21 protein-coding genes, 1 tRNA gene and 1 pseudogene are annotated in these 24,558 nt (G+C 40.7%); 9 read left to right on the top strand and 14 right to left on the bottom strand.

Annotated features, from left to right (window positions below):
* Positions 1–45 precede the first annotated feature (45 nt).
* Positions 46–2,121, bottom strand: a complete 2,076-nt coding sequence (locus B9T19_RS06340) for a bifunctional (p)ppGpp synthetase/guanosine-3',5'-bis(diphosphate) 3'-pyrophosphohydrolase (RefSeq protein WP_094567775.1) — start codon at positions 2,119–2,121, stop codon at positions 46–48.
* A 661-nt stretch (positions 2,122–2,782) separates the two neighbouring features.
* On the opposite strand from B9T19_RS06340, the gene B9T19_RS06345 reads away from it, so the two are divergent.
* A complete protein-coding gene (locus B9T19_RS06345) occupies positions 2,783–3,127 on the top strand; it encodes a hypothetical protein (RefSeq protein WP_094567776.1) in 345 nt (114 codons plus the stop codon).
* A 186-nt stretch (positions 3,128–3,313) separates the two neighbouring features.
* Here the strand turns inward: B9T19_RS06345 and tsaA are convergent, their stop codons facing one another.
* From tsaA to B9T19_RS06385, 8 genes are all read right to left on the bottom strand, one after another.
* The gene (tsaA, locus tag B9T19_RS06350) at positions 3,314–4,171 is read right to left on the bottom strand and encodes a tRNA (N6-threonylcarbamoyladenosine(37)-N6)-methyltransferase TrmO (RefSeq protein WP_094567777.1); all 858 of its coding nucleotides are present in this window, start codon (positions 4,169–4,171) and stop codon (positions 3,314–3,316) included.
* Complete coding sequence (ligA, locus tag B9T19_RS06355) at positions 4,171–6,213, bottom strand: NAD-dependent DNA ligase LigA (RefSeq protein WP_094567955.1); 2,043 nt, start codon at positions 6,211–6,213, stop codon at positions 4,171–4,173. Before ligA ends, tsaA begins: the two co-directional genes overlap by 1 nt.
* A 232-nt stretch (positions 6,214–6,445) precedes the next feature.
* The gene (locus B9T19_RS06360; RefSeq protein ID WP_094567778.1) at positions 6,446–7,465 is read right to left on the bottom strand and encodes a cell division protein ZipA C-terminal FtsZ-binding domain-containing protein; all 1,020 of its coding nucleotides are present in this window, start codon (positions 7,463–7,465) and stop codon (positions 6,446–6,448) included.
* A 143-nt stretch (positions 7,466–7,608) separates the two neighbouring features.
* Positions 7,609–8,760 (bottom strand): RDD family protein, encoded by a 1,152-nt coding sequence (locus tag B9T19_RS06365; protein ID WP_094567779.1) that lies wholly within the window; start codon positions 8,758–8,760, stop codon positions 7,609–7,611.
* A 76-nt stretch (positions 8,761–8,836) separates the two neighbouring features.
* On the bottom strand, positions 8,837–9,484 hold the full coding sequence (locus B9T19_RS06370) for a UbiX family flavin prenyltransferase (RefSeq protein WP_094567780.1): 648 nt from the start codon (positions 9,482–9,484) through the stop codon (positions 8,837–8,839).
* A 201-nt stretch (positions 9,485–9,685) separates the two neighbouring features.
* On the bottom strand, positions 9,686–10,537 hold the full coding sequence (gene modD, locus B9T19_RS06375) for a ModD protein (RefSeq protein ID WP_094567781.1): 852 nt from the start codon (positions 10,535–10,537) through the stop codon (positions 9,686–9,688).
* Between the two features lie 189 nt (positions 10,538–10,726).
* The gene (gene hslO, locus B9T19_RS06380) at positions 10,727–11,623 is read right to left on the bottom strand and encodes an Hsp33 family molecular chaperone HslO (protein WP_094567782.1); all 897 of its coding nucleotides are present in this window, start codon (positions 11,621–11,623) and stop codon (positions 10,727–10,729) included.
* Complete coding sequence (locus tag B9T19_RS06385; protein WP_094567783.1) at positions 11,616–13,202, bottom strand: TerC family protein; 1,587 nt, start codon at positions 13,200–13,202, stop codon at positions 11,616–11,618. The genes hslO and B9T19_RS06385 overlap by 8 nt, the downstream gene beginning before the upstream one ends.
* 339 nt (positions 13,203–13,541) lie before the next feature.
* Here B9T19_RS06385 and mutS point away from each other — a divergent pair, with 339 nt between their 5' ends.
* The 6 genes and pseudogenes from mutS (at position 13,542) to B9T19_RS06415 (ending at position 20,318) form a co-directional block, all read left to right on the top strand.
* On the top strand, positions 13,542–16,256 hold the full coding sequence (gene mutS, locus B9T19_RS06390) for a DNA mismatch repair protein MutS (protein ID WP_233146814.1): 2,715 nt from the start codon (positions 13,542–13,544) through the stop codon (positions 16,254–16,256).
* A 78-nt stretch (positions 16,257–16,334) separates the two neighbouring features.
* Positions 16,335–17,108: an alpha/beta fold hydrolase gene (locus B9T19_RS06395; RefSeq protein ID WP_094567784.1), complete on the top strand. Its 774-nt coding sequence runs from the start codon at positions 16,335–16,337 to the stop codon at positions 17,106–17,108.
* Positions 17,109–17,239: 131 nt separating this feature from the next.
* Positions 17,240–17,771, top strand: a pseudogene (locus B9T19_RS10910) (TIR domain-containing protein).
* 85 nt (positions 17,772–17,856) lie between these two features.
* Complete coding sequence (locus B9T19_RS06405; RefSeq protein ID WP_094567785.1) at positions 17,857–19,014, top strand: toll/interleukin-1 receptor domain-containing protein; 1,158 nt, start codon at positions 17,857–17,859, stop codon at positions 19,012–19,014.
* Between the two features lies 1 nt (position 19,015).
* Positions 19,016–19,609: a hypothetical protein gene (locus B9T19_RS06410; RefSeq protein ID WP_094567786.1), complete on the top strand. Its 594-nt coding sequence runs from the start codon at positions 19,016–19,018 to the stop codon at positions 19,607–19,609.
* Between the two features lies 1 nt (position 19,610).
* Positions 19,611–20,318: a TIR domain-containing protein gene (locus B9T19_RS06415; protein ID WP_094567787.1), complete on the top strand. Its 708-nt coding sequence runs from the start codon at positions 19,611–19,613 to the stop codon at positions 20,316–20,318.
* 54 nt (positions 20,319–20,372) lie between these two features.
* On the opposite strand, the gene B9T19_RS06420 is transcribed toward B9T19_RS06415, so the two are convergent.
* Both B9T19_RS06420 and B9T19_RS06425 read right to left on the bottom strand, forming a co-directional pair.
* Complete coding sequence (locus B9T19_RS06420) at positions 20,373–21,239, bottom strand: toll/interleukin-1 receptor domain-containing protein (RefSeq protein ID WP_094567788.1); 867 nt, start codon at positions 21,237–21,239, stop codon at positions 20,373–20,375.
* A gap of 1 nt (position 21,240) precedes the next feature.
* Positions 21,241–21,726 carry a hypothetical protein gene (locus tag B9T19_RS06425; protein ID WP_094567789.1) on the bottom strand — a complete coding sequence of 162 codons (486 nt, stop codon included), beginning with the start codon at positions 21,724–21,726 and terminating at the stop codon, positions 21,241–21,243.
* A gap of 344 nt (positions 21,727–22,070) precedes the next feature.
* On the opposite strand from B9T19_RS06425, the gene B9T19_RS06430 reads away from it, so the two are divergent.
* A tRNA-Leu gene (locus B9T19_RS06430) sits at positions 22,071–22,154 on the top strand.
* A 159-nt stretch (positions 22,155–22,313) separates the two neighbouring features.
* Here the strand turns inward: B9T19_RS06430 and B9T19_RS06435 are convergent.
* The gene (locus B9T19_RS06435) at positions 22,314–22,787 is read right to left on the bottom strand and encodes a hypothetical protein (RefSeq protein ID WP_094567790.1); all 474 of its coding nucleotides are present in this window, start codon (positions 22,785–22,787) and stop codon (positions 22,314–22,316) included.
* Between the two features lie 4 nt (positions 22,788–22,791).
* A complete protein-coding gene (locus B9T19_RS06440) occupies positions 22,792–23,328 on the bottom strand; it encodes a Panacea domain-containing protein (RefSeq protein ID WP_094567791.1) in 537 nt (178 codons plus the stop codon).
* A 274-nt stretch (positions 23,329–23,602) separates the two neighbouring features.
* Between B9T19_RS06440 and B9T19_RS06445 the strand changes: the two genes are divergently transcribed.
* Positions 23,603–24,007 (top strand): type II toxin-antitoxin system HicB family antitoxin, encoded by a 405-nt coding sequence (locus tag B9T19_RS06445; protein ID WP_094567792.1) that lies wholly within the window; start codon positions 23,603–23,605, stop codon positions 24,005–24,007.
* Positions 24,008–24,121: 114 nt separating this feature from the next.
* Here the strand turns inward: B9T19_RS06445 and B9T19_RS06450 are convergent, their stop codons facing one another.
* Positions 24,122–24,442: a hypothetical protein gene (locus B9T19_RS06450; protein WP_094567793.1), complete on the bottom strand. Its 321-nt coding sequence runs from the start codon at positions 24,440–24,442 to the stop codon at positions 24,122–24,124.
* Positions 24,443–24,558 lie beyond the last annotated feature (116 nt).

The raw sequence follows: 24,558 nt of genomic DNA on the forward strand, positions 1-24,558 counted from the left end.
TCTTCTGATGCCGCATGACTGATTGAAGTGCCGATACTGCAGCAACTATTTTCGATACGCCTGTAAAACTGCGGGGATCTGATTGATTCGATCTAAGAGCCGGCTCAATTGATCAACATGATTGATCTCTAATGTAAAGCTGATCGAACGCGTATCATCGGCCTCACTCTTCATATTCATATTGGTGATCTTCAGATGCTCGGCAGAGACTAATTGACTGATCTCTTGTAAAAGATCGACATTAGCATAGGCCGTTACATGAATATCCGCCTGCACTACGCGCTCATCTGTTGAGCCCCAATCAACATCGATCTCCCTTTCTGGATGTTGTTCCAACATATTGCGATAGTTAACACAGTTAATGCGATGGATCGTCACACCACGATTGATTGTAATATAACCGCCAATAAGATCGGGAGGTGCAGGTTTACAGCAGGTCGCGATAGTGGTTAATAATTTCCCCATCCCTTTCACCTGAATACCACTTTGTGCCTTTTTACTCTGTGGGCGCACCATCAATTCTGGATCGAAATTATTCTTCGGCTTCTCCCCCGGCAGACGCGATAGAAGTTGCGCTATCGTGATCTCTCCGGCACCAATATTGGCATAGAGATCATTAAGGCTCGTGCAATGTAGACGGCTTGCCAGACGTCTCAACTCTTCATCACTTAAACGGACATTGAGGCGCGAAAGCTCCTTTTCCACCATCTGCTTGCCCGCTTGAAGATTACTCTCAATCTCTTGTGCTCTAAACCAAGCACGAATCTTAGAACGTGTTCGACTAGAGCCGGTATAGCCCAAATGGGGTGACATCCAGTCGCGACTTGGATTAGGGAGTTTTCCGGTTAAAATCTCAACGACATCACGATTTTGAAGCACGTAGGTGAGTGGAACAATAGCACCATTGACCTTCGCTCCTCGACAGCGATTCCCTAAACCGGTATGAATTTTATAAGCAAAATCGAGAGGCGTTGAGCCGGCAATCAACTCAATCGGCTCGCCGGCAGGGGTCATCACAAAGACATTCTCATTGAAGATACTCTCCTCTGTGATCTGCTCTTCCCCCTCTTCTAAAACGCGATCTAAGTGATCTCGTAACCAGTTAAGATCCGCTTGATCGATCGAAGTTCCGCGCCCCTCTTTATATTTCCAGTGAGCAGCAACGCCCTTCTCAGCATCATTGTGCATCTGATGCGTCCTGATCTGTACCTCCAAAGTACGATCTTCAGGCGCTAATACCACCGTATGGAGAGATTGATATCCATTAGGTTTGGGATTGGCAATATAATCATCAAATTCTCGTGGAATAGGGGTCCAAAGATCATGAATCATCCCCAATACGGCATAACAATCAGCGGTACTATCGACTAAAATACGCACTGCTCGGATATCATAGAGCTGCTCAAAAGCTAAATTTTTCTGCCGCATCTTCCGTGCAATACTGTAGATATGCTTCACGCGCCCGGTCACTTCACCTTCAATAGCGTGCTGCTCGAGAAGCTTTTCGATCATCTCGATCACATCAAGAATATATTGCTCTCGCACCTGACGCTTACCATCCAATTTTGAGGCGATCTCGCGATAAAACTCGGGCTCTAAAAAGCGAAAAGCGTAATCCTCTAGCTCCCACTTAATTTGAGCTAATCCTAAACGATTAGCGATCGGTGCAAAGATGGTATTGGTATTTTGGGCGATAAGACGCTGCTTCTCCTCTTGGGAATCACGCGCATTTCGCATCACAATCACCTGATAAGCGAGCATCACCACAATCACGCGCACATCTTCGGCAAAAGCTAAAAACATCTTCCGCAAAGTCTCAGGTGACTTCTCATGAGAGATCGCTCCTGATGTTAAGAAATTGACAACGCCGAGATATTGGATAAATTTTCGTGTGCCTTCAGGCTGCTCTTCAACAGGAACGCCTAAAACAAAGAGGATCAGAGCGACTTGCGGCATCGCCTCAATCTCTAACTGTTCCAGATAGAATGCCGTTTCTAATGCCATCTTAAAAAGAGGATGCTCCTGATGCTTGATACAGGCCGCATAATACTCCGGCTTCCACGTCGCTTCTTTACTTTGTAGCCACTCAAGGAGAGCGGTCAATGTAATTGACTTTGACACATCTACTTCTCCATCTCTATTTATTTTTATATCCAAAAATAGTAAGCAATTCGCCCGACTATTGCAATGATCCGAGAAATATTTAGCAGGGAGAATAGCGCACAAATGGGCGTTTTAGCAGAGTATCAACTCTGATCTTAGCAAAAGTATCGATATCACGCGATATTGATGCCCACATAACGTCGCTCAATCTCAATATTCAATCAAACAATAGAGTGGTCGATACGCTCTTCAATATGCTCTTCAATATACAATCGCTCGACCTATCATCAAGGCACGATAAGAGATATACAATCTCTCTTCAACACTATAATATAGATAATAGAAGAGATAAAAGATAATACCGATGAAAATCATGATTATCGGGTGATTGAAGGTGATTGAAGGTGATTGTAAGCGATTATCGCAGTGATGCTAGTAAGCCGTTATGATGAATAGTAACAATCAAAAACAATAACCCTTAATAATCAGTGACAATAATCAATATTATCAATAGAAAATTATCAAACAACATCACTCAATAATATTATTAAACAATATCGATGCATAATATATTTAATAATAGATCAGTAAGAGATGAATAAGGCGGAACAAGCGCCGATAAAAGCTCTTCTATTTCGTGGGGATCTCCCCTTTTTAAGCATTCCTATAAGGAGCTCATATGTTTAAATTAGTGATTCATATTAGTGATCTCGATAAGTGGCAAACAGTCATTAACAACATCAATAATAGTGTAAAAGGGTTACGCGAAAGCTACACCATCCATGTTGTTGCTAATGTGAATGCGATTCAAGGATATCTCGATCCAAAAATTCGTGAACAGATCACCGCAATTGATGATCCTAATATTCACTTCTTTGCTTGTAACAACTCCCTCATCGGACAAAATGTAACGCCTGAGATGCTCAACCCCGATACAATTCCCTCTAAAATCGGAATCGTTCCTGTAGGGATTATCTCCATTGTGGAAGATCAAAACAATGGTTTTGCCTATCTGAAACCTTAAGGCTTCACACCTCCCATATCACATATCACATCCTTCATATTGTGGCATCTGTCATAGACCTGATATCTCAGACAAGATGGTGATCACGACTAAAATCAAGAACAAAAAAAGACCCCTTAGGATCTATGGATCTTAAGGGGTAAACTACTCACTCAATAGGAATTAAAAAACGAAGTTCGCTTTCCGTTAAGTATCCTTCATTTTAGGATCAGCAATATTGATCTTTATCACTCTAAAGCCGATCGTTTCCCTATTTGGCTGATTTTTAGTCGTATATTCCAGATCTGATGCCATGTCGCCTTGAAGATCGATCTTCTGAAATTGAATATTCCAATGCAATAATCTTACGCCATAGATTCGAGAGAAATCATGATGAAATTGTGGCAGTGGATTTTGCGATACCACCTCGATAATCAATCTTTTCAGATCGGGCGCAAGCGGAAGAATTAATTGTAGCGCCGATTCCGCCTCATCACTAAAGAAAACAGGGTAACGTTCCGGTGGCATCAAGGCAAAATCGCTCTTTGCCTCAACAATCGCATCAGCAAAAGGGATATAAGGTTTAATGCAGTAGATCGGCGTCTTCTCTACAAGATCATGTCCTGAAACGGTAATTTTTCCCGCCGGAAAATCGATCGATTCAATCTTTACAGCAGATAAGCCCAAACCATTAGGTCGAAAAGAGCTACGCGTGGCAAAAACTCCCATTCGTGCATTGCCCCCTAAACGTTGTGGGCGAACGGTCCCCTTTCCTTTCCACTCATTTTGATGAAAACCAAAAGTGAGCCAAAGATGGCTTGAGAGCTCTAATCCTGTGAGATAGGTCTCATGATCGAAGGGAGGAATCAGATGAATCACCCCTTCTGCCGCTGGAACAATACCGGCTTGTCGCGGCACGCCAAACTTTTCAGGAAAACAGCTCTCCATCCACGCGATCGGCTCAATTGTGCGGCTATTTTCCCGGCGCCATGACTCCAGATCTACTCTCTTCTGATCTGCTCTCTTCCGATCTGCCAACTTCTGATCCTCCGATTCTAGACACATTACAATCCCTCAATCATCTCTAAGAAGCGTTCTTCGCTGATCACCTCAACGCCATTTTTTTCTGCTTGCGTCAATTTACTTCCTGCCTTCTCCCCGGCTAATAGACGCGTAGTCGATTTAGAGACAGAGCCGGTCACTTTCGCCCCGAGAGAGATCAACTTCTCCTTTGCCCCATTTCGATCAAAATGACTTAAAGTTCCGGTAATCACCCAAGTCTCCCCTAAAAATGGGAGCGCTGCATTCTCTGCTTGTGTCACCTTTTGTGGATATTGGATCTCAATGCCGGCATCTAAAAGCGCCGCAATTAATGCTTGATGATGCGGCAATGCAAAAAACTCGACAATACGCTGTGCCACAATCGGACCGATATCCTCAAGCTGCATCAACTCAACCTCGCTACTCTTCATCAGATCAGAAAGACTCTCATAATGATTGGCTAAGGTTCGTGCGGTCGCTTCCCCCACTTCACGAATGCCTAATGCATAGATAAAGTTGGCAAATGCCGGCCTCTTGCTCCCTTCAATAGAAGCGATCATCTTTTCTGCTGACTTTTCACCCATTCGTGGAAGCTCCAAGAGTCGCGCCTTTTCAAGATGGTAGAGATCCGCAATCGAATCGATCACTTTCTCCTGCAGTAGGACCTCTAACCAACGGCCACCGATACCATCGATATTCATCGCCGTACGGGAGACAAAATGTTTCAATCCTTCCAATTTTTGAGCATCACAGGTTAAACCGCCACTACAGCGAGCGATTGCCTCTCCTTCAAGGCGAATAATAGGAGAGCCACAAATGGGGCACTCAGTGGGGAAAAGAATCGGCTTGACCAATTCAGGATCACGATTCTCTAAGACAACACGAATCACTTTAGGGATCACATCGCCGGCACGATGAATCATCACCTCATCATTGATCATCACCCCTAAGCGTGCGATCTCATCTTGATTATGGAGTGTCGCATTTGCAACAACAACACCGCCCACTTCAACCGGCTCTAAACGCGCAACAGGCGTAATCGCTCCCGTTCGTCCTACCTGAAAATCGACATCTAAAAGACGTGTACGCGCCTCCATCGCCGGGAATTTTACTGCAATTGCAAAACGTGGCGAGCGGGAAACAAATCCTAATCGCTCTTGCAATAGAAGATCATCCACCTTAATCACGACACCATCGATCTCAAAAGGGAGCTGATCTCGCGAAGATTCAATTCTCTGATAATATCCAACAATCCCCGCTAAAGTATCAATCTTCTCATTGAGTGGGGAGATGGGAATCCCTAAAGACTCGACATAACTTAACCACTCCGAATGGCGAGTAATCTCTACCGGAAGCGCTTCATAGAGCCCAACACCATAGCAGTAGAAGCTCAATTGCCGGGAGGCGGCAATCTTAGAATCGAGCTGTCGAATTGATCCTGCGGCGGCATTTCGAGGATTTGCAAAAGGCTTCTGCCCTCTTTTAAGCTGCTGCTCATTGATCTTCTCAAAGACCGATTTACGCATAAAGACTTCACCACGGACCTCTAATCGAGCGGGGAAATCGCCCTTTAATTGATGGGGAAGACTGCGGATGGTACGAATATTTTCTGTCACATCTTCACCGGTAATGCCATCCCCCCGTGTTGCCGCTTGGCGCAGAAGACCATTTTCATAGATAATACTCACCGCTAAACCATCGAGCTTCGGCTCGGCAAAGTACTCAATCTCGGTCACCATTCCACCAAGACGCTCTAAAACGCGCTCATGAAAATGGGTGAGATCCTCGGCATTAAAAGCATTATCTAAAGAGAGCATTGGTCGCTCATGTCTAATTTCGGTAAAGCCAGAAAGAACGCGCCCTCCCACCTTCTCTGTCGGCGTATTGGGATCTTTATATTGTGGATATTGCGCCTCAAGATCCTTTAACTCATGAAAGAGCTGATCAAATTCATGATCAGGAATTAAGGTCTCATCAAGGACATGGTAGTTATAATTTAAACGATTGATGGTCTCTGTTAATTCAGCGATCCGCTCTTTGATAGACTCTTTGGTCGACTCATTCATTGACGCACTCATCGATTCCTTCTTCTCTGGGTTCATCTCTCTACTCATCTCTATCCTTTCTGCTCTTATCGATTCAATCGACTGCTTCTAAAATGATTCCTGGTTTCTAGTTTCTGGTTTCTTCTATAACCACTTCTTCTATTCATCTTTTCTGAAATGATTATAAAAAAAGTGCTGTTATTGTAACAGCACTTCCTCACTTTCGTTCTTTTGCAAAACAATTCACCGGCAATTAACGGCGGCGCTGTTCATACGCCTCATAAGCACGCTCCCACTCCTCATTATCGAGCTTATTCACCTTATGGAAGAGCTCAATCAGATCCTCACGACTCATCGGTCGCTGATGGGTATCTAGAATCGTCCCCCCTAATGCGGAGTTAAAGTGGTAGATGCCGGCAAGGAGCTGCTCAATCGTACTAATATCGGGATCAGGTCCAGGGATTTTGGAGAAGAAGATGAGTCCCGGCGTTGTATCATCAAGATGATGGCGCACAAGTTCCTCATCAAATACCCCTTCTCCCAATAGATGACCAATTGAGTACATCGGCTCATCCCCATAATGGGTGGTTGTTAGAAGTTGAATAAATCCACCATTCTCTACCCGAAGATCGAGCTCATGCGCTACTGTTAGGATCTCTTTAAAGGTATAAGGCTGATCAGGTGCGGCACTTAAAATCAGAGCGACAGTCTCTACCGCCGCAGGGCGCATCAAATTACCATCATCACTATAATCATCGAGCTCTGCACGATTGCCTCGGAAAAAGTCGGAGACTTTCTGTAAAAAACCACTCTTAGGTGCTTCATCATCTTGACGCAGGGGTGCATCGATCACCATCTCTTCATCTGCCACAAAAGTAGGTTCTGCACTCTCATAGCCACTCTTATTACCACCCTCATTGCCTGTCGATTGTCTCAATTCTATCGGATCGCTTTCCTCTACTGCCGCATCAGCACTCACAGCTTCAGTTCGCACGACAGACTCTCTAGCGAGATTATCACCCCGATCATCTCCTTTTGGACGATAGGAGAGATCATCATGATCGATTCCCGGCATCTCTTCAAAGGTGAGGTTTTCTACCGAAGGTTCTTTCATCTCAACCCCTTCCGCATTCTCACCATCGATAAAGAGATCCTTTAAATCAGGCTCTACTTTATCTGCAATTTCCTCTTTGACATTATTCCGCTCAAGGCGAACCCAATAGACGGCTGCCGCGATCAAAAGAAGCGCAATTAAGATATAGACAATGATCATAATAGTGATGACTTCCTACTAAATTAAGATGGCAAAGTAATAGCGATGTGCATTGCATCTCATATCAACACACAATTACTAAATATTACCCTATTTTTCATCCGATTACTCCCTCTCAGAGCGATTTTTGTGAAATATAGAGATTAACGACGCTCCTCTTGAGGGAGAGATCCTACAATGGTTCCGGCAAAGAGATCATAGAGAGTTCTTCTAAAGAGCGGATCTCTAGTTGCCCAGAGAAGCGTAAGCAGAAAGAGAATGCCACCAATGATCGGAATTGCTGTCAAGAAGTTGATGCCGATATAGAAGAGCATTGTTCTAAAGATCGCAATATTCCAACTCATCAATCCACCCGTTCTTAAACTATAGACACGCATATTGAAGAGTCGTTTACCTAGCGATGCGCCATAGAGCTTCTCTAGCAGAATAAAGTAGAGAACAAAGGTGAGGCTCACCCAGATAGAGAGTACCGACATCATCTCCTCTAAAACCGGTTGAAGCTCGGGATTTGCCATCAGATCTTCAACAGAGAGATGCCCTTTTGCTAGGGTAAAATACTCCTGAAAGGGTGCTGTATCAATCAGATTGAGCATCCCCAATAGATAGATCACAACAAAAGAGAGAAAGGAGATAATCAGGTAATCGAGAATAAATGCTAATGTTCTTCGCCCTAATCTTGCCGGCATAAAACCTGCAAGGGAGGGAGGAATCAACATCGCTTTCACTTGCGCGAACATCTTCTCAATATTCTCTTTACTCAAATCATTCAGATTGAGTTGCGGGATCCCCTGTTGCTGAGAGTTTCGATGCTCTTCACCACTCTCCTCTTGCCGACGAAGATCATCCTGATTGCCTTGCGCCTCCTGATGACTCGATGAATCTGCAACCCCCATCTCTTGTGAAGAAGATCTCTCTTCAGAGACGTGATCCGTTTGACGAGTGTGGGGAGTGTCAGAATCTGCTGCTGTTGAATGATCGTTCACAGAAGCTTCATGCACAGCGCTCTCATCGAGTTTGGGGCGTTCAACGTCAGTAGCACGATCACCAATAGAGAGATCGACAATCTCTAGACGCAACCCTTGCGCTTGGAAGAATCCCTCAAGCTGAGCCACCTCATCTGCGGAAGCCTCCTCCCTTAAGGTAACGCCACCAGGAACAAACCATTTAGAGATCTCTTCGGGTGCGACATTGTATGCTTTTGCAATCGCTAAAATGACCTGCTCTTTCGCAAATCCCGGTAATAGTTCGCCTGTAAAGCGAACCTGATACTTTCTACTCTTCTCTCTATTACTCATTGATCTTTTCCAATCTTATCTGTGTAATTTTATCTGTGTCATTTTAGCACACCTTCCAATAAGGTTTTAAAGTGCTCTACTCTCCCCAACGTGCCATCAATTGATGGGGTATATCGAGCTGATCTAAAATACGCGCCACCATAAAGTCAATAATATCTTCAACCGATTGGGGCCTGTGATAAAACCCTGGATTTGCCGGCATAATCTGCACATTCATCTGACTTAAGCGCAACATATTCTCTAAATGAATCTGATTAAAGGGGGCTTCTCTCACCACTAACATTAAGTTTCTACGCTCTTTAATCATCACATCTGCCGCTCTTTCGATCAGATTATTCGATTGCCCCGAAGCAACTGCCGCTAACATCCCCATCGAACAAGGGCAGATCACCATAGCATAAGAGGTATTTGAGCCGGAAGCTAAGGGCGCTGTCCACTCCTTTTCACTATAGAGCTGAATCAAGTCAGGGTCAGTGATCGAAAATCGCTGCATCAAGCGCTGCTTCTGCTCCGCCCCTCTACTGCCGAGGTGAATATCCATCTCCAATGCAAGGACCATCAATGCCGCCTGTGTTAAGAGGACATTGACGGGATAACCCGATTGTACTAAGACCTCAATCAGACGCAATCCATATTGCGCACCCGATGCACCTGAGAGCGCCACGGTCACGCGATCTCGCTCTCGATAAGGTTTCTCCGGGGCTTTATAGTAACGATCACCCATTTTCAGACGCTTCCCTTCCTGATTCTTAAGATTCTGATTCCTAAGATTATAATTTGATAAAACTGAATAAATATTCGACAAAAAATCGATAAAAGTTCGAGAAAACTCGATAGATAAAATTGTATAAAATTACATAGAATTACATAAAATGGCTTCAAAGAATACCTTCAAAGCACGGCTTCAAAGAATAACTCTGAAGCGTTATTTTGATGCTTCACACTCGATCTCCACCTTAATATCGAGCGCTTTAGCGTAATAGGGGGCTGTTGTAACGATACCATTCACCCCTGTCTGACAATATTGCTCAATATTACTCCCATTAATACCGCCTGCAGCTAAAATATGGAGATCGGGATAATGGATATGCAACTCCGCAACAGCCTCTTTTAACGCCTCAACAGAGAGCTTATCAAATTGAATAATATCAACGCCCATCTTCGCAAAACGACGCGCCTCTTCCATTGAATCAGCCTCAATCACAATTCGCTTCTCACATGCAAGATGGCGAATCTCGGCAATCTTCGCAGCTAATGCTTCATCACTACCTAAAAATTGGCGATGCTGTTTAAAGATCAAAATCGTCTCAGAGAGTCCTAAACGATGGGGAACGGCGCCGCCGGCAACAATCCCACTGATCGCTAAGGTTTTAGTGCCGGGGATACTCTTACGCGTCGTCAAAAGCGCAACCTTAGGAGAAGCCGCTTCACAGATATCCACCATTTTACGCGTCATCGTCGCAACGCCGGAGCTATAATCGAGAATATTTTGCCCCACTTTCCAGAGCGTATGAATATTAGCGCCACTTCCTCTTGCTTTAAGAAGCTCATCTCCCGCCGCAATCCTTGTGCCGGAACGCTTCATAGAGAGAAGCTCAATATCGAGATGACGGCAGAGCTTTGCCACAACCTCTGTACCGGCAACAACCCCATCCATCCGTGTAATATAGCGGATCTCTGCCGGTGCCTGATCAATCCCTAACAACTCAGATGTTAGATCGATATAGGGAATATCTTCTTCAATAAGACGCTCTATCGCGGCCGTTGTCACAAACATAGGTTGCTCCTCTCTCTTCACTGGCTCTCTTCACCAGCTCTCTTATAAAAAAGCGCTCTATGATGCTTCACAGAACGCTCTCACTATTGATAAATTTTGACTCATCATTTTTGCTTCAATCGATTAGATAGAAGTTTGATGTCAGTTTAATCTAAATTGGATGTCAATTTGATGCAAAATATTGCTCTTTTAAGCATCTAACTTCTGCTGCTCTTCCGGTGTACAGAGTGAGAAATCGATATCATTCTCACTAAAGAGATAACGCTTACCACAGAAACCGCAATCGACATAGACACTTCCTGATTGCTCTTCTAAAAGCTCCCGCAATTCACTCTCACCTAAATGGTAGAGCATCGTCAACGAGCGCTCTTTTGAACAATTACACTCAAAATGGAACTGCTCTGGTTCAAAGAGACGAACCGCAAGCTCCTCATCAGTCTCATAGAGGCGATAGAGTAACTCTTCTGTTGAGAGCGTTAATAACTCCTCTTCTGTTGCCGTCTCTGCAAGCATAATGGCACGATTGAAGAGATCTTCATTATGAATCTCTCCAGGAAGGCGTTGAATCATCAATCCCCCCGCCGCTTTAGGACCTGTTGCTAAGAAGAGGCGTGTCGGTAACTGCTCCGATGTCTCAAAGTAGTACTCGATCGCTTTTGCGATACTCTCCTCAGTCAGAGAGATCACCCCTTGATAGGGCTGTTTAAAGTGGGGAGCATCGATTGTAATCACCACTCTTCCTTCACCGCAGAGCTCTTTTAAGGTTGTTAACCCTTCAACATCGCCATCGATTTTAGCCGTTGCGCGCAAACCATGAAGATGGTTGACTTGAACCACTAAGAGACTGACAGGACCATTCCCTTCGATCTGTACCGTTAATCGACCTTCAATCTTGATCGTTGCCCCTAAAAGCGCTGTTGTTGCGATCAACTCACCCAATAACTTTTCAACATTCTTAGGATAGTGACGACGGACGAGATGCTCGCGCCAAGTATGCTCTAACAAGACGCGCTCACCCCGAATCGGTAATTTATCAAAGATAAAACGATCTAAATGATCCACACTCTTCTCTCTATTATTAATCATGCTCTTCCTCTATATTGTCACTGCTCTCTTCAAGCCGCTTTACATTGACCATTAAGATTCGCTTATCATCTACATCTGTCACCGCAAAACGGAAACCTTCGATATCTAGAGAATCGCCCTTTTCAGGAAGGCTATCGAATTGATCCACCATCAAGCCTCCCAGTGAGCTGTAATCACCATCTTCATCAACTAGCCCACGGATATTGAGTGTCTGCTCTACCAGTAATAGATCGCAGCCTGCATCGATATTCCACTCATCATCGGAGACCTTCTCAATTGAGAGCCCCTCATCTTCATCAGGGAACTCTCCGGCAATTGCTTCAAAGACATCTAATAGTGTAATAACCCCTTGAACACCACCAAAATCATCGGTAACGACAACCAGGTGCGCTTTACTCTCCCGGAAGATATCCATCATCTTCAAGACACTCGTTGAGCGGTGGGAGAAGATCACATGTTTAATCGATTCCTCTTGAATGCGCCCATGTTCGATAAGATCCATTACAATATCTTTCGATCGCGCGACCCCTTTCACATTATCTAAGGTGCCATCACAGATCGGAAATTGATTATGGGGATTCTCATTCATGCTTTCAAGCAGGCGCTCTTTAGAATCTTGGATATTGATCCAGGAGATCTCATTTCTAGGTGTCATAATAGAGCGAATCGTTCTCTCCCCTAATGTTAAGACGCCACTAACCATGTTGCGCTCATCCTCACCAAAGAGGATTGGCGTCTCTTCATCTTTCTTCTCTTCACTATCCTCTTCATCGGACTCTTCTGGCTGATTGCCTAATAGACGAAGAACAAGGTTCGCAGTCCGCTCACGGCGTGAGTATTGGTTATTAGCGCTCTCTTGCTTACGATTGATCCACTGATTGATCAACTCAATAAAGAGGGAGAAGCCGATCGCGGCATAGATATAACCTTTCGGTACTTCAAAGCCAAAACCTTCTACCACTAAGGTTAGACCGATCATCAAGAGGAAGCTTAAACAGAGCACCACAATCGTCGGATGCTTATGGACAAAGATCGTTAAGGCTTTTGCGGCAAAGATCATCATTCCCATAGAGATGGTGACCGCTAAAATCATCACCCAGAGGTAATTGGCAATACTTGTTGCCGTAATCACCGCATCAAAGGAGAAGACCGCATCAAGCACAATAATCTGTAGAACGATGGGCCAAAATTTTGCATAGGTTTTAGAGCGATTACTCAGCTCAATCTCCCCTTCAATTCGCTCATGAAGTTCCCGTGTGGCTTTTTGAATCAAGAAAAATCCGCCCAAGACCATTATAATATCCCTAAATGAGAAGGGATGATGGAAGATGGGATCAACAAAGAGTGGTTCTGTTAGCGTAATCAACCAGCTCATAATAGAGAGCAGAATGATGCGCATTATTAAGGCTAAGGAGAGCCCGATCACACGGGCTCTGTTACGCTGTTGGGGTGGAAGTTTATTGGCAAGAATTGCAATAAAGATTAGGTTATCAATCCCTAATATCACCTCTAATAACAGAAGGATAACGAGCGATACCCACACTGATGGATCAATCAACGATCCCAAAAATACTTCCATGATTCTCCTTCTAAGAATATATGGTATACAAGTTATGCAAAGAATGTCGCTAAGCATTAAGCATAACGCTTAGTCGAAATTAGATAACAGACAGTAGCGTTTATTTTACACCATTTTTAAAAAACTTAATAAGCGCAATCAGATTTAAGCCTGATTTTAGAAAATGAGATAAAAATGAGATAAAAGTGGAATATAAAAGCAAAATAAGAATGAAACGAAGAGTGATATGAAAGTCTGATACGAAAAGCTGATACGAAGGTCTGATACAAAAGACTTAATCAAGCGATTCATTAAGCAGAACATTTTGATAACTGATTTTAATAAAAAGAAGCAAGACGAATGACAGAGAGAAAGCAAGATCTAAAAGCACATACCCCGATGATGCAGCAATATTGGGAGATTAAAGAGCGCTATCCCAATATGTTGCTCTTCTATCGTCTCGGCGATTTCTATGAGCTCTTCTATGAGGATGCCAAAAAAGCCGCACGACTCCTCGATATCACCCTCACCCAGCGGGGTAACTCTGCCGGCGCGCCCATTCCGATGGCCGGAATTCCCCATCACTCCTCTGAGAGCTACCTTGCACGTCTTCTCAAACAGGGAGAATCGGTAGCGATCTGCGAACAAGTAGGAGAAGTGACGGGGAAAGGGCCGGTTGAACGGGATGTCGTGCGGATTTTAACGCCAGGAACCCTCACCGATGATTATCTTCTAGATGCTAAAAATGAGAGTATCACTGTCGCCCTCGATCAGGTCGATGATCAATGGCTTATTGCTTGGATCAATCTTGCCGCGGCTGAATTTGCTGTGATGCCACCTCTTTCAGAAGAGGCGATGACAGCAGAGTTACTTCGAATCAAACCTTCTGAAATTGTGGTGCGTGAATCGTTAACAGTTCCGGGTAAGATTCGCTCGCTCTGCCACTTCACCCCCTATCCCGATTGGCACTTCGATCAAGCGCGTAACTATACGCTACTTTGTGAACACTTTAAGACACAGAGCCTACAAGGCTTCTCCATTGCAGATCACGATTTAGGAACACAAGTTGCCGGCGCCCTTCTCACCTATGTGAAAGAGACGCAGAAAGATCCCTTAAATTATATTGATCAGATTACTCTCGAATCGATCGATGATGCGGTGATTCTCGATATGACAACGCGCCGTAATCTCGAAATTGAACGCACGCTCTATGGTGAGACCAATCATACCGTGCGCGCGCTCCTCGATGAGTGTCAAACGCCGATGGGATCACGCCTTCTCTCGCGCTGGCTCAATCGCCCATTGAGAGATCATCAAGTCCTCAATCAGCGCCTCGATCTAATTGAAGCATTAGAGGCAGAGAGAGAACATCAGACGATTTTAGAAGCATTGGCAGAGATTGGTGATCTTGAGCGCCTTGTTACCCGTATTGTCTTAAAAACCGCGCGCCCCCGCGATCTTACTCAGCTTCGTAAGATCTTACAAAATACACCACAGATTGTAGAAGCGGTCGCCAATAATGAGGAGATTACAAAAATCGATCCTCTCTGGCTCGATTGGCTCAAGCCTCAAGCTGAACTCTGTGATCTACTAGAGCGCGCCGTCGTCGATGAACCGCCTCTCTTAATTCGAGATGGCGGTGTTATCCGGGAGGGTTACAATAGCGATCTTGATGAGCTCTTAAATCTCAGCACCAAAGGAGATCAATACCTACTCAATCTGGAGACAGAAGAGCGTGAGCGCCTCAACATTCCCACCTTAAAAGTGGGTTACAACCGTGTTCATGGCTACTATATTGAGGTCTCCAAAGTTCATTCTGATAAAGTGCCGGCAGAGTATGTGCGCCGGCAGACATTAAAAGATGTTGAACGCTATATCTACCCAGAGCTCAAGGAGTTTGAGAATAAGATTCTCTCTGCTAAAGAGCGTTCCTTAGCACTCGAAAAAGCGCTTTGGGATCAGCTTCTCAATGAGATAGAGCCCTATCAGACAGAGCTCCGCCTCTTAAGTGATGCGCTTTCCCATATCGATATCTTTATCACCTTAGGAAAATTGAAGAATCGTTACAATTGGTGCCGCCCACAATTTAATAAAAAATTAGGAATCGAAATTGTTAAAGGGCGCCATCCGATTGTTGAGCGAACATTATCACGCCCCTTTATTCCCAATGATCTCACTATCAATCCAGAATCCAATATGTTGATTGTGACAGGGCCTAATATGGGGGGTAAATCGACCTATATGCGCCAGACGGCACTCATTGTACTGCTCGCACATATCGGTTGCTTTGTACCGGCAGAACGTGTTGAGCTCGGCCCGATCGATCGCATCTTTACCCGTATCGGTGCGCAGGATGATCTCAACTCAGAACAATCGACCTTTATGGTGGAGATGACAGAGACCGCCACTATCCTCAATGCCGCAACGGCGCAGAGCCTTGTCTTAATGGATGAAGTTGGGCGCGGTACTTCAACACTCGATGGACTCTCCCTTGCCTGGAGTAGCGCGGTCTACCTAACCGAAAAAGCAAAAGCGATGACCATCTTTGCCACCCACTACTTTGAGATGACAGAATTGGAAGAGCTCTATCCAACAGTGCGCAATCTCCATCTCGATGCGGTGGAGTATAAAGATGAGATTATCTTTATGCATGAGGTTAAACCTGGTGCCGCTTCAAAGAGCTACGGCTTACAAGTTGCCGCCCTTGCCGGCGTACCGAAAGTAGTGATCAATGCGGCAAAAGCAAAATTGGCAGAATTAGAAGAGAGCTTCCAAGCTGCGACTCAAAGGCATCAAAAAGCAGAAGATGCAGATAGCGCAGTAGATAGAGAAGCAGATAGAAAACAAGCCTCTTCAAACAGTACCAACGACAACGCGCAGAAGCTCAATAAATCCCCATCACAAACGAAAAAGAGTGCACCACAATATGAGAGCCCTCAAGCGGAGCTCCCTCTCTTTATGGAAACAATTCCCTCTGAAGTTGAAGAGGAGATCAAAAATCTCGATCCTAATGATTTAACGCCAAGAATGGCACTCGATCTGATCTATCAATGGCAAAAGAAGTTGCGCTCTTAATATGAAAAGTGATATTGAGGATCAGGTTAATACATCAAATCGACCTATTACAAAACAATCAGTAACAAAGAGAAGATAATGACACAACTACTCAACTATAAAATCACTCAACCAGAAGTGAAGAAGCATGAAACACCTATTCTGATCATGCATGGCCTCTTTGGGGATATGAATAATCTTGGAATGATTGCCCGTGGATTAGAGGAATATACGGTCATTCAGATCGATGCGCGCAATCATGGAGAATCCTTCCATAGCGATGAGATGAATTATGATCTTATGGCGCAAGATATCGTCACCCTGCTCGACCATCTTCAGATCGATAGAGTCATTCTTATCGGTCACTCAATGGGCGGAAAAGCGGTGATGACCGTCACGAAGTTAATTCCTGATCGCGTGGAGAAGATGGTTGTGATCGATGTCGCGCCGGTCGATTATCAAGAGCGCCGGCATGAAGATATCTTAGCCGCACTTAAAGCGGTAGAAGCAAGCGGCATTATCGATCGCCGAGAAGCGGCTGAACTGATGAAGGAGTATATCTCCGAAGGGGATTTTGTGATCCAATTTCTTCTCAAATCCTTTAGAAATGGTACATTTCGCTTCAATGTGCCGGTGATCGACAAACAATATGAAGAGGTTTCCGGCTGGAAAACAATTCCCACATGGCCCGGCAAAGTCCTCTTTATCATCGGGGGCGATTCCAACTATGTGCAAAAAGAGTATCAAGCAGAAGTAGAAGCCCAACTCCCCAATGCAACCGCCGTTATTATCGCCGGCGCCGGACATTGGGTTCACGCACAGAAGACAGACCTTGTCATAAAAGCAATTTTAACTTTTTTGGATCGGGCGTAAAAAAACTATTAATAGTATAATAATTCTTATCAATTTAACAAAACAATATACTTTAAAAAAGTAACTAAATTATAAATACATCAAATAATAAAACAACATACGGTATTTATGTGATAATTTAAAATAAAACAATTAATTATAATAATGTAACTTTAGGGGAGGGTTATGGTGAGAAAAGTTTTTTTAGCTTTCATTATCAACCTGATAATTGGAGGGTATCTCAGGTGAGAAATATTGGTGTAATTGAAGGTAACCAGCCAGCAAAAGATAATGATTGGGAGACAGTGATCGGCGGGGGTGATATTCAAATAAAAAAAATGGATAGCTGATCAAATGAAAGGTCGAACTTGTACCGTTATTCTTGCAGGTAAAAATACGGCTAATCGTAAGTGGATTAATCATGAAATTGTTGAATCTTGGAATAAAGGAAAGTGAGTTGTGGTGATTTATATTCACAACCTAAAAAACTCACAAGGAGAACAATCAAGCAAAGGAAAAAATCCTTTAGATTTTATAAATTATAGATTTACAGGGAAAAAATTATCTGAAATTGCTAAAGCGTATGATCCACTTTGTTCAACTAGCAAGTCTGCTTATGAGTATATTGAAAAACACATTGAAGGATGGATTGAAGAGGCTATAAAAATTAGGAATTCAAATTGACTTTTATAGTTGTAAGGCAGCTTTTCATGTAGTTTAAAGCTACTTTTAAAATGATTATTATTCTCAATAATTTTAGGAAAAATATATGGATCATGTCTATCAGCTTGTATTATTAGGAGATAAAGAAGGGTATGAAAAATCGGTTGTTAATCAGTTATTAAAGCAAACTAAAATTCTTGGTATACAGGATAAATTTATTAAAATTATTGACAACCTAAACTTTGACGAGTATTCGGCAAGCAATCCTACATATTGTTTATATTTTGCCTCATCCGATCTTGAAAAAGATTCTGTTTTCATTAATACCCTAATAAAAGATGCAACTTTAATATTACCCGTTATAGACGACCTTAATAAGTGCTCTGAACTAATCCCTAAATCATTAGAAGCTATTAATGTTTTTGAATTAGATGACACTACTATATTAGAGCCTTTAATTAGTCGTATTTTGGAAGGTTTTAGCCTTTTAAGAGAATCTAGAAGACTTTTCATTAGTTATAGGCGTAATGAATCAAGTCAAATTGCAATTCAATTATATGAAATATTAGAAAAAGCAGGGTTTGATGTATTTTTAGATACCCATAGCATTAGACCGGGAGAGCCTTTTCAAGAAGAGCTTTGGCACAGAATGACAGATAGCGATATTGTTATTTTACTCAATACTCCTAATTTTCTTGGTAGCCAGTGGACAATAGAAGAACTAGCTAAAGCAAGCGCAATGAGCTTAGGTGTTATTCAAATCATATGGCCTGATTGTAAACCTTTGAGTGAATCTAATCTTTTTAAAACTATTCAACTACAAAAAAAATCCATTAATAACCAAGGGTATCTTACCGAAACTATTATTAAACAATTAATCTCTGATACAGAAAGTCTACGTACAAGAACATTGGCTGCAAGACAAGATAATTTGACTACAGAATTTATTAATATCTGCCAAGATAAAGGACTAAAACCAACATTACATCCATATAAGTTTATTACGCTGACAATGGGCAATACCAATTATTTAATCATCCCTGCTGTTGGAGTTCCATATTCCTTAACTAGTCATGATATCTATGAACTAAAACAACAAATTCGAAAAGAGCCTATAGAAGAAATATTTCTCTTATATGACCATACTCATATCAGAAAAAAATGGTTAAAACATTTAGATTGGTTAAGTGAATATCTCCCAGTGCAATCATTAAAATTATTAGAGATAGAAAAATTTATTAATGCGCATAAGCAGGAGGCTTAATATGCGAAAAAATATATTTTTATCAGCAAGCATTCCGTTGCCAGAGCGAGATCCTAAATTCATTAATAGTGCTGATATTTCAGCTATACGAGATTCAATTAATGCATTAACCAAGTATGTTGTCCCTAAAGCTCATTTAGTTTGGGGAGGACATCCTTCTATAACCCCCCTTATTAAGTATACTTTAGATCAATTAGAATATGACGTGAAAAATCATGTAACACTTTATCAGTCTAGGTTATTTGAAAAACATTTTCCTAAGGATAACGACTCATTTGCAAATATTAAACTGATTAATAGTGTTGGTGATGATAGGGGAAAGAGCTTATTTGTAATGAGAAAGGCCATGTTACAAAACAAAAAATTTATCGCAGGCATCTTTATTGGTGGAATGGAAGGGGTTATTGAGGAAATGAAATTATTTCAAGAATATCATCCTGATACACCTATATTTCCAATAGCAACTACTGGTGCGGCAGCTCTTGAAATTTATAATATGAGTCCGACTGTTTATCCTGAAGTGTACAAAAATGAGCTAATACACAACTATGCTTATCTGTCATTATTTATTAAATTACTAGGAGATCTGATATAACATGGGTAAAAAAGTTTTTATTTCATATAAATATGGTGATACAAATGTTGCACCTTTGAAAGGCTTATTAGAGGAATGTATAGAACCAACAAAAGTTAGAGATTATGTAACTGAGTTACAAGAATTACTTGGTGGTGAAGAACATGTAAATAAAGGTGAAAGGGATGATGAAAGTTTAGAAGAATTTAAAGATGACACTATCCAAGGAAAACTAGCTAATAAAATTTTTGACAGCACGGTAACAATTGTTTTAATTTCACCAAATATGAAAGAGGTTCTACAAGTAGAAACTGATCAATGGATCCCGTGGGAGATATCCTACTCATTAAAAGATAAAAGTAGAACCGATAAAAGAGGGAATATTCAAAGAAGCCCCATGAATGCTGTTTTGGCAGTAGTTCTACCAGATAAACAAGGCAGTTATCAATATTATATTGAAGAAAACATTTGCTCTAAGTGTAATTGTATAACCTTAAAAACTAACATTTTATTTGGGATCCTTTCTAAAAATATGTTTAATATTAAAAAGCCAAGTTATTCTGATTGTTCAAATCATGATGAAAACTCTGTTTACATAGGTGAATCTTCTTATATTTTATCTGTTAAGTGGTGTGATTTTACTCAAAATGTTAATCATTATATTGATCGATGTCTCACAATTAGAAGTAATTATGAAAATTATAGTGTTGTCAAAAAGTTAAGCATATAAACAAGAGAACTCAATGGAATATTCTGCCATTTATTTTTTTTAAAATTACCTTTTTTATTGTCTAGGATTACCATTATTTTCTACCTCCTTATATAAACTATCAAGAAGTTTTCCAGCTTGTATTTTTCTTGAGTCCTCTATATTGGGTATAAATAATTCCCTACTATAATCAGTATGGTTACCGGGAAGAGTATTAAGCCAATTTTTAAAATTATATTGAGATAGTGAATAATCTAAATCTGGTTTATCATAGTCGAATTGAATAGGTCTACCATCCATTGCGATACTAGCACTCTCATTTTTATATGTTGATTCCTGAGTGATTGAAGTTCTAATTTTATCTTTTCGTTGAACTTGATTAGCAAACACCAACTCAGAATATATCCAAGGAGATCTTACTGATTCTTTGTTAGGACTATTTAGGACATCTTTAACTTTTACTGCTCTTTCTGAACCTAAGAATAAAAACAATTCACTTTGATCAATCATCTTATGAAGAGCTGTATTTAAAATCATATAGATATTTGCCGTTGTATGGTTTCTTTGATAGTAGTTGTATGTCTTAGATGATTCTTGCCAACAATATTCTTCATCAATTACTTTAAGTAAGTTACGTGCATTTTCCCACACTAGAGAATCAACAAAAACGTTTAATCCATATTTTTCTAGATAAATCGCTAATTTAATTACATCATCTTCATCCTTATGAGCATGTGAAAGAAAAATATTATTATCTTTAATTGTCGGGAATAGTTTTTCTTGTATTCTATCAGCACTAAAAATCTCATTAGAATCATCTAATAAGTATGCTTTTAAAGGCTCTAAATAAGCACTATCTATTTTTTCTTTATATGCGCGAACCTCTCTAGCCGCTATATATGGTGCATATGAAAAATTGCTAATTTGAATACTTTTATACATATTACTTTCCCCCTAAACAATAAAAAATCATAACTACAAAAACGATCATACATAAGGGTAAATAAAAAATAATGACTGAAGGAGAAAGCATTGCTCTTCCCATCTCTGTACAGCTTAAACATCCTTGTGATTGCCGACTTATTAAATATATATCATCTTTTTTGAGCTCACCTTTATGTAGTTTTCGTACAAATGAATCGTATATTTTTTTAAAACATCGTTCTAAGTAAAGGTAGTAACTGTCCAGTAAGAAAAAAACCACTATAGGAATACATGAGAGAAACATATACTTACTGCCATTTTCTAATCTCAGCGATAATAAAATGAAAGCAGAAGTTAATGTGATACACCAGTTTTTACATGTCGAGCTTTTGTCAGATAATCTTGAAATGATATCTTGTAAAAATCCCAAATGTGTTTGGATTGCTTTAGATTCAATATGTAAACATGTTTGTTTTGTGTCCAGATTTGCTCCATGTTCTTGCATGACTCTACCCCTATCCTCCAATTATTTATATTAGCTACGTGCTTCACTAAACAAAATACTAACATAGCATATTAAATATAAAGAATGATAATGTTAAATTTTGCTATTTAAATTATTTTTAATAATGCCATAATCGGCTTAGTTTGAGTACACTGAATCGAAGTAAAACAACTGTTACCATTGATTCAGGATAGTAAAACAAACTTACAGAAAAATGATTTTAACTATGAAAAAGCTTACCCTAAAGTTATAGCTGAACTTAAGCTTAGGTTTGATTTAATCAATGACTAAAATTTTCATTGACAAAAAAGACCTCAAGGTTCTAAAATAGTCCTCTTAATAGCGCCGAAGTGATGGAATGGTAGACATGAGGGATTCAAAATCCCTTGCCGAAAGGCGTAAGAGTTCGAGTCTCTTCTTCGGTACCATTTTTAATAAAAAGAAGCTTGCATATCAATAGCTTGCAAGCTTCTTTTTTGTTTTAGGGGATATAAAAGGGGCTATTACTCCAAAAAAACTCCCCCTAAAAACACAAACCAAAACTAATGATTTCTATCATCATTATCCTGATAGAAAAAATATAGCAATCAAAACTCATAAGAACACAAATTTAAGAAATCATTTAAGCTACTCGTAATCCTTTTTTTATTTATTGGAGCCATAACTGTCGATTCATTAATAGCAGCTATTACCTCTCTTACACTATTAGGAAGTAGCTCTCCTTTATATATCTCTCTATAGTTACTAACAACCATCTCTTTTAAATTAGTGATCTCATAACATTCGTGAGCATCTACACAATTTAAGTGCGAATCATATTTTAAAAAATCATAATCTTCGCTCTTTAGACTTACTTGACACCTTAATAACTCAGGCCTATTTGGTATAAATTCATGGATACGTGAATTTATCAAAAGTACTAATAATGGATCTATATTACAAATAACTTGATACTTATATTTAGGAGGAGTTGTAACGGGACAATAATAATATATCACTGCACCCGGCCTTAGTTTCTCCTCTTTCTTTTTATCTGATAAGAGACTACTAAATGGCGCCATTTACTTAACCTGCTAAATACTCCGATAACTCTTTTGGATTTTTAGAATAACGAATAACATCTTCAATCGAGATCTCATCATTCAATCTGGCAGTATGGTATAAGTCATCATGACTAAAAGCCTCTAACTCCGTAAATGAGAGATCCTTTATTTTTTCTATAGCACAATCTAAAGCAGTGATATCGCTTTGGCTAAGATACTCTAAGTTAGCGGGTCGCTTGGGAATCAGCCTATCGAGCTCTATCGGTGAGTTTCCTTTGATATATAGCAAACTATGCAAAATTTCATCTTGATTTTTAAACTGTTTATAACTATTTTTCCCGTTTCTAGCGAGCTTAATCATGTCATATATCGAAGATAATACCGGACCATTTTTCATTGCGATAATCTCATCATTCACAACAAATCGTCCATAATCTTCTAGATGATACCTGTTGGCAAAATAGATAATTTTTCCAACATGATACATCCACTCCACTTTTGAGGAGACATATAAAATAACCTCTAAAGCCTTTAGTTCATCAAATTTAGAAGAAATCATCTTATTACCTCTATCTTACTATTTTAGAATGATCTCATTATTCACGACAAATCGCCCATAATCTCTATAGTCTATAGTAATCTATCTATAAGAATCTCTAATTATAGTATACATTCTCTTCACTCATCACGACTCCAAACACTGATACTTCTTCAGATAATCTACTATAGTTAAGAAATGTCACATAAAGCTTACAAGAAAAATTCTGTATAAGAGCAGCTGGTATCTAACTTAATCTTCAAATGCTAAATATAATCTTACACAGGAGAAAACGATGTTATTTCACTTAGTCATTCATAAAAATGAAAATAGCACCTATGGAGTGACTATCCCCTCCTTAGCGGGTGTTTTTTCTTATGGAGATACACTAGAAGAAGCTGTATCGAACGCAAAAGAAGCGATCGAATTTCATCTTACAGGGATTCTTGAAGATGGTCTTGAACCTGAATTTAAACACTTCACATTAGATGAGATTAAGGCACATCCTGATTATCAAGGGGCGGATCTGATCTCTGTTGATATTGATACCTCTTCTTATACGCTTAAACCTGAGCGCTTCAATGTTAGTTGGCCGAAGTATCTAATTAGAGAGGTCGATCGCTATACCACTTTGCATCCTGATACTCGTTCGAGCTTTCTAGCTAAAGCGGCTAAGAAGTATATTGAGCAGAATACTTAATCGATAGCCCATAGATGCCCATAAATCTCCCATAAACCAGCCTTCAACTTGAATCGATACCCCAAAAATTAAGCAGAAATTTTGGGGTGTTTTCTTATCTTAGCGCTTTACCCATTACTCCAAACACTGATACTTCTTCACATAATCGATGATGGTCAGAGGCGCGTTCTCTTTTTTAGCGCTTTTATCGACACGCTGATCGATCAATCTCGCGCCCTTCATGCCCCAGCCTTGGCAGATTCTATTGGCTTCTTCATCAGCTTCTGTATCGGGAGCGGTGACTATCTTTTTAAAGCCTTCTACCCCTTCGGCATAGATCTCAACGATCGCTTCTGATCTGCTTGCATGTCCAACGCGCCATTCGACCTCTTGTGTTGCGCAGCCCATCAGTAATAAGAAGGTGACAATAGATAGTGGTAAGAAACGCTTTTTCATTCGATACTCCTCAACTCAAAGATCTGATTAAATAACTCGATAACTACCTATATACCTTATAAACTCATTAAGTAACAATTTAAAATGATAATGATTTTAGTAATCTCATTTTAAGT

The sequence above is a fragment of the Ignatzschineria sp. F8392 genome (genome assembly GCF_002252045.1).
GTDB lineage: Bacteria > Pseudomonadota > Gammaproteobacteria > Cardiobacteriales > Wohlfahrtiimonadaceae > Ignatzschineria.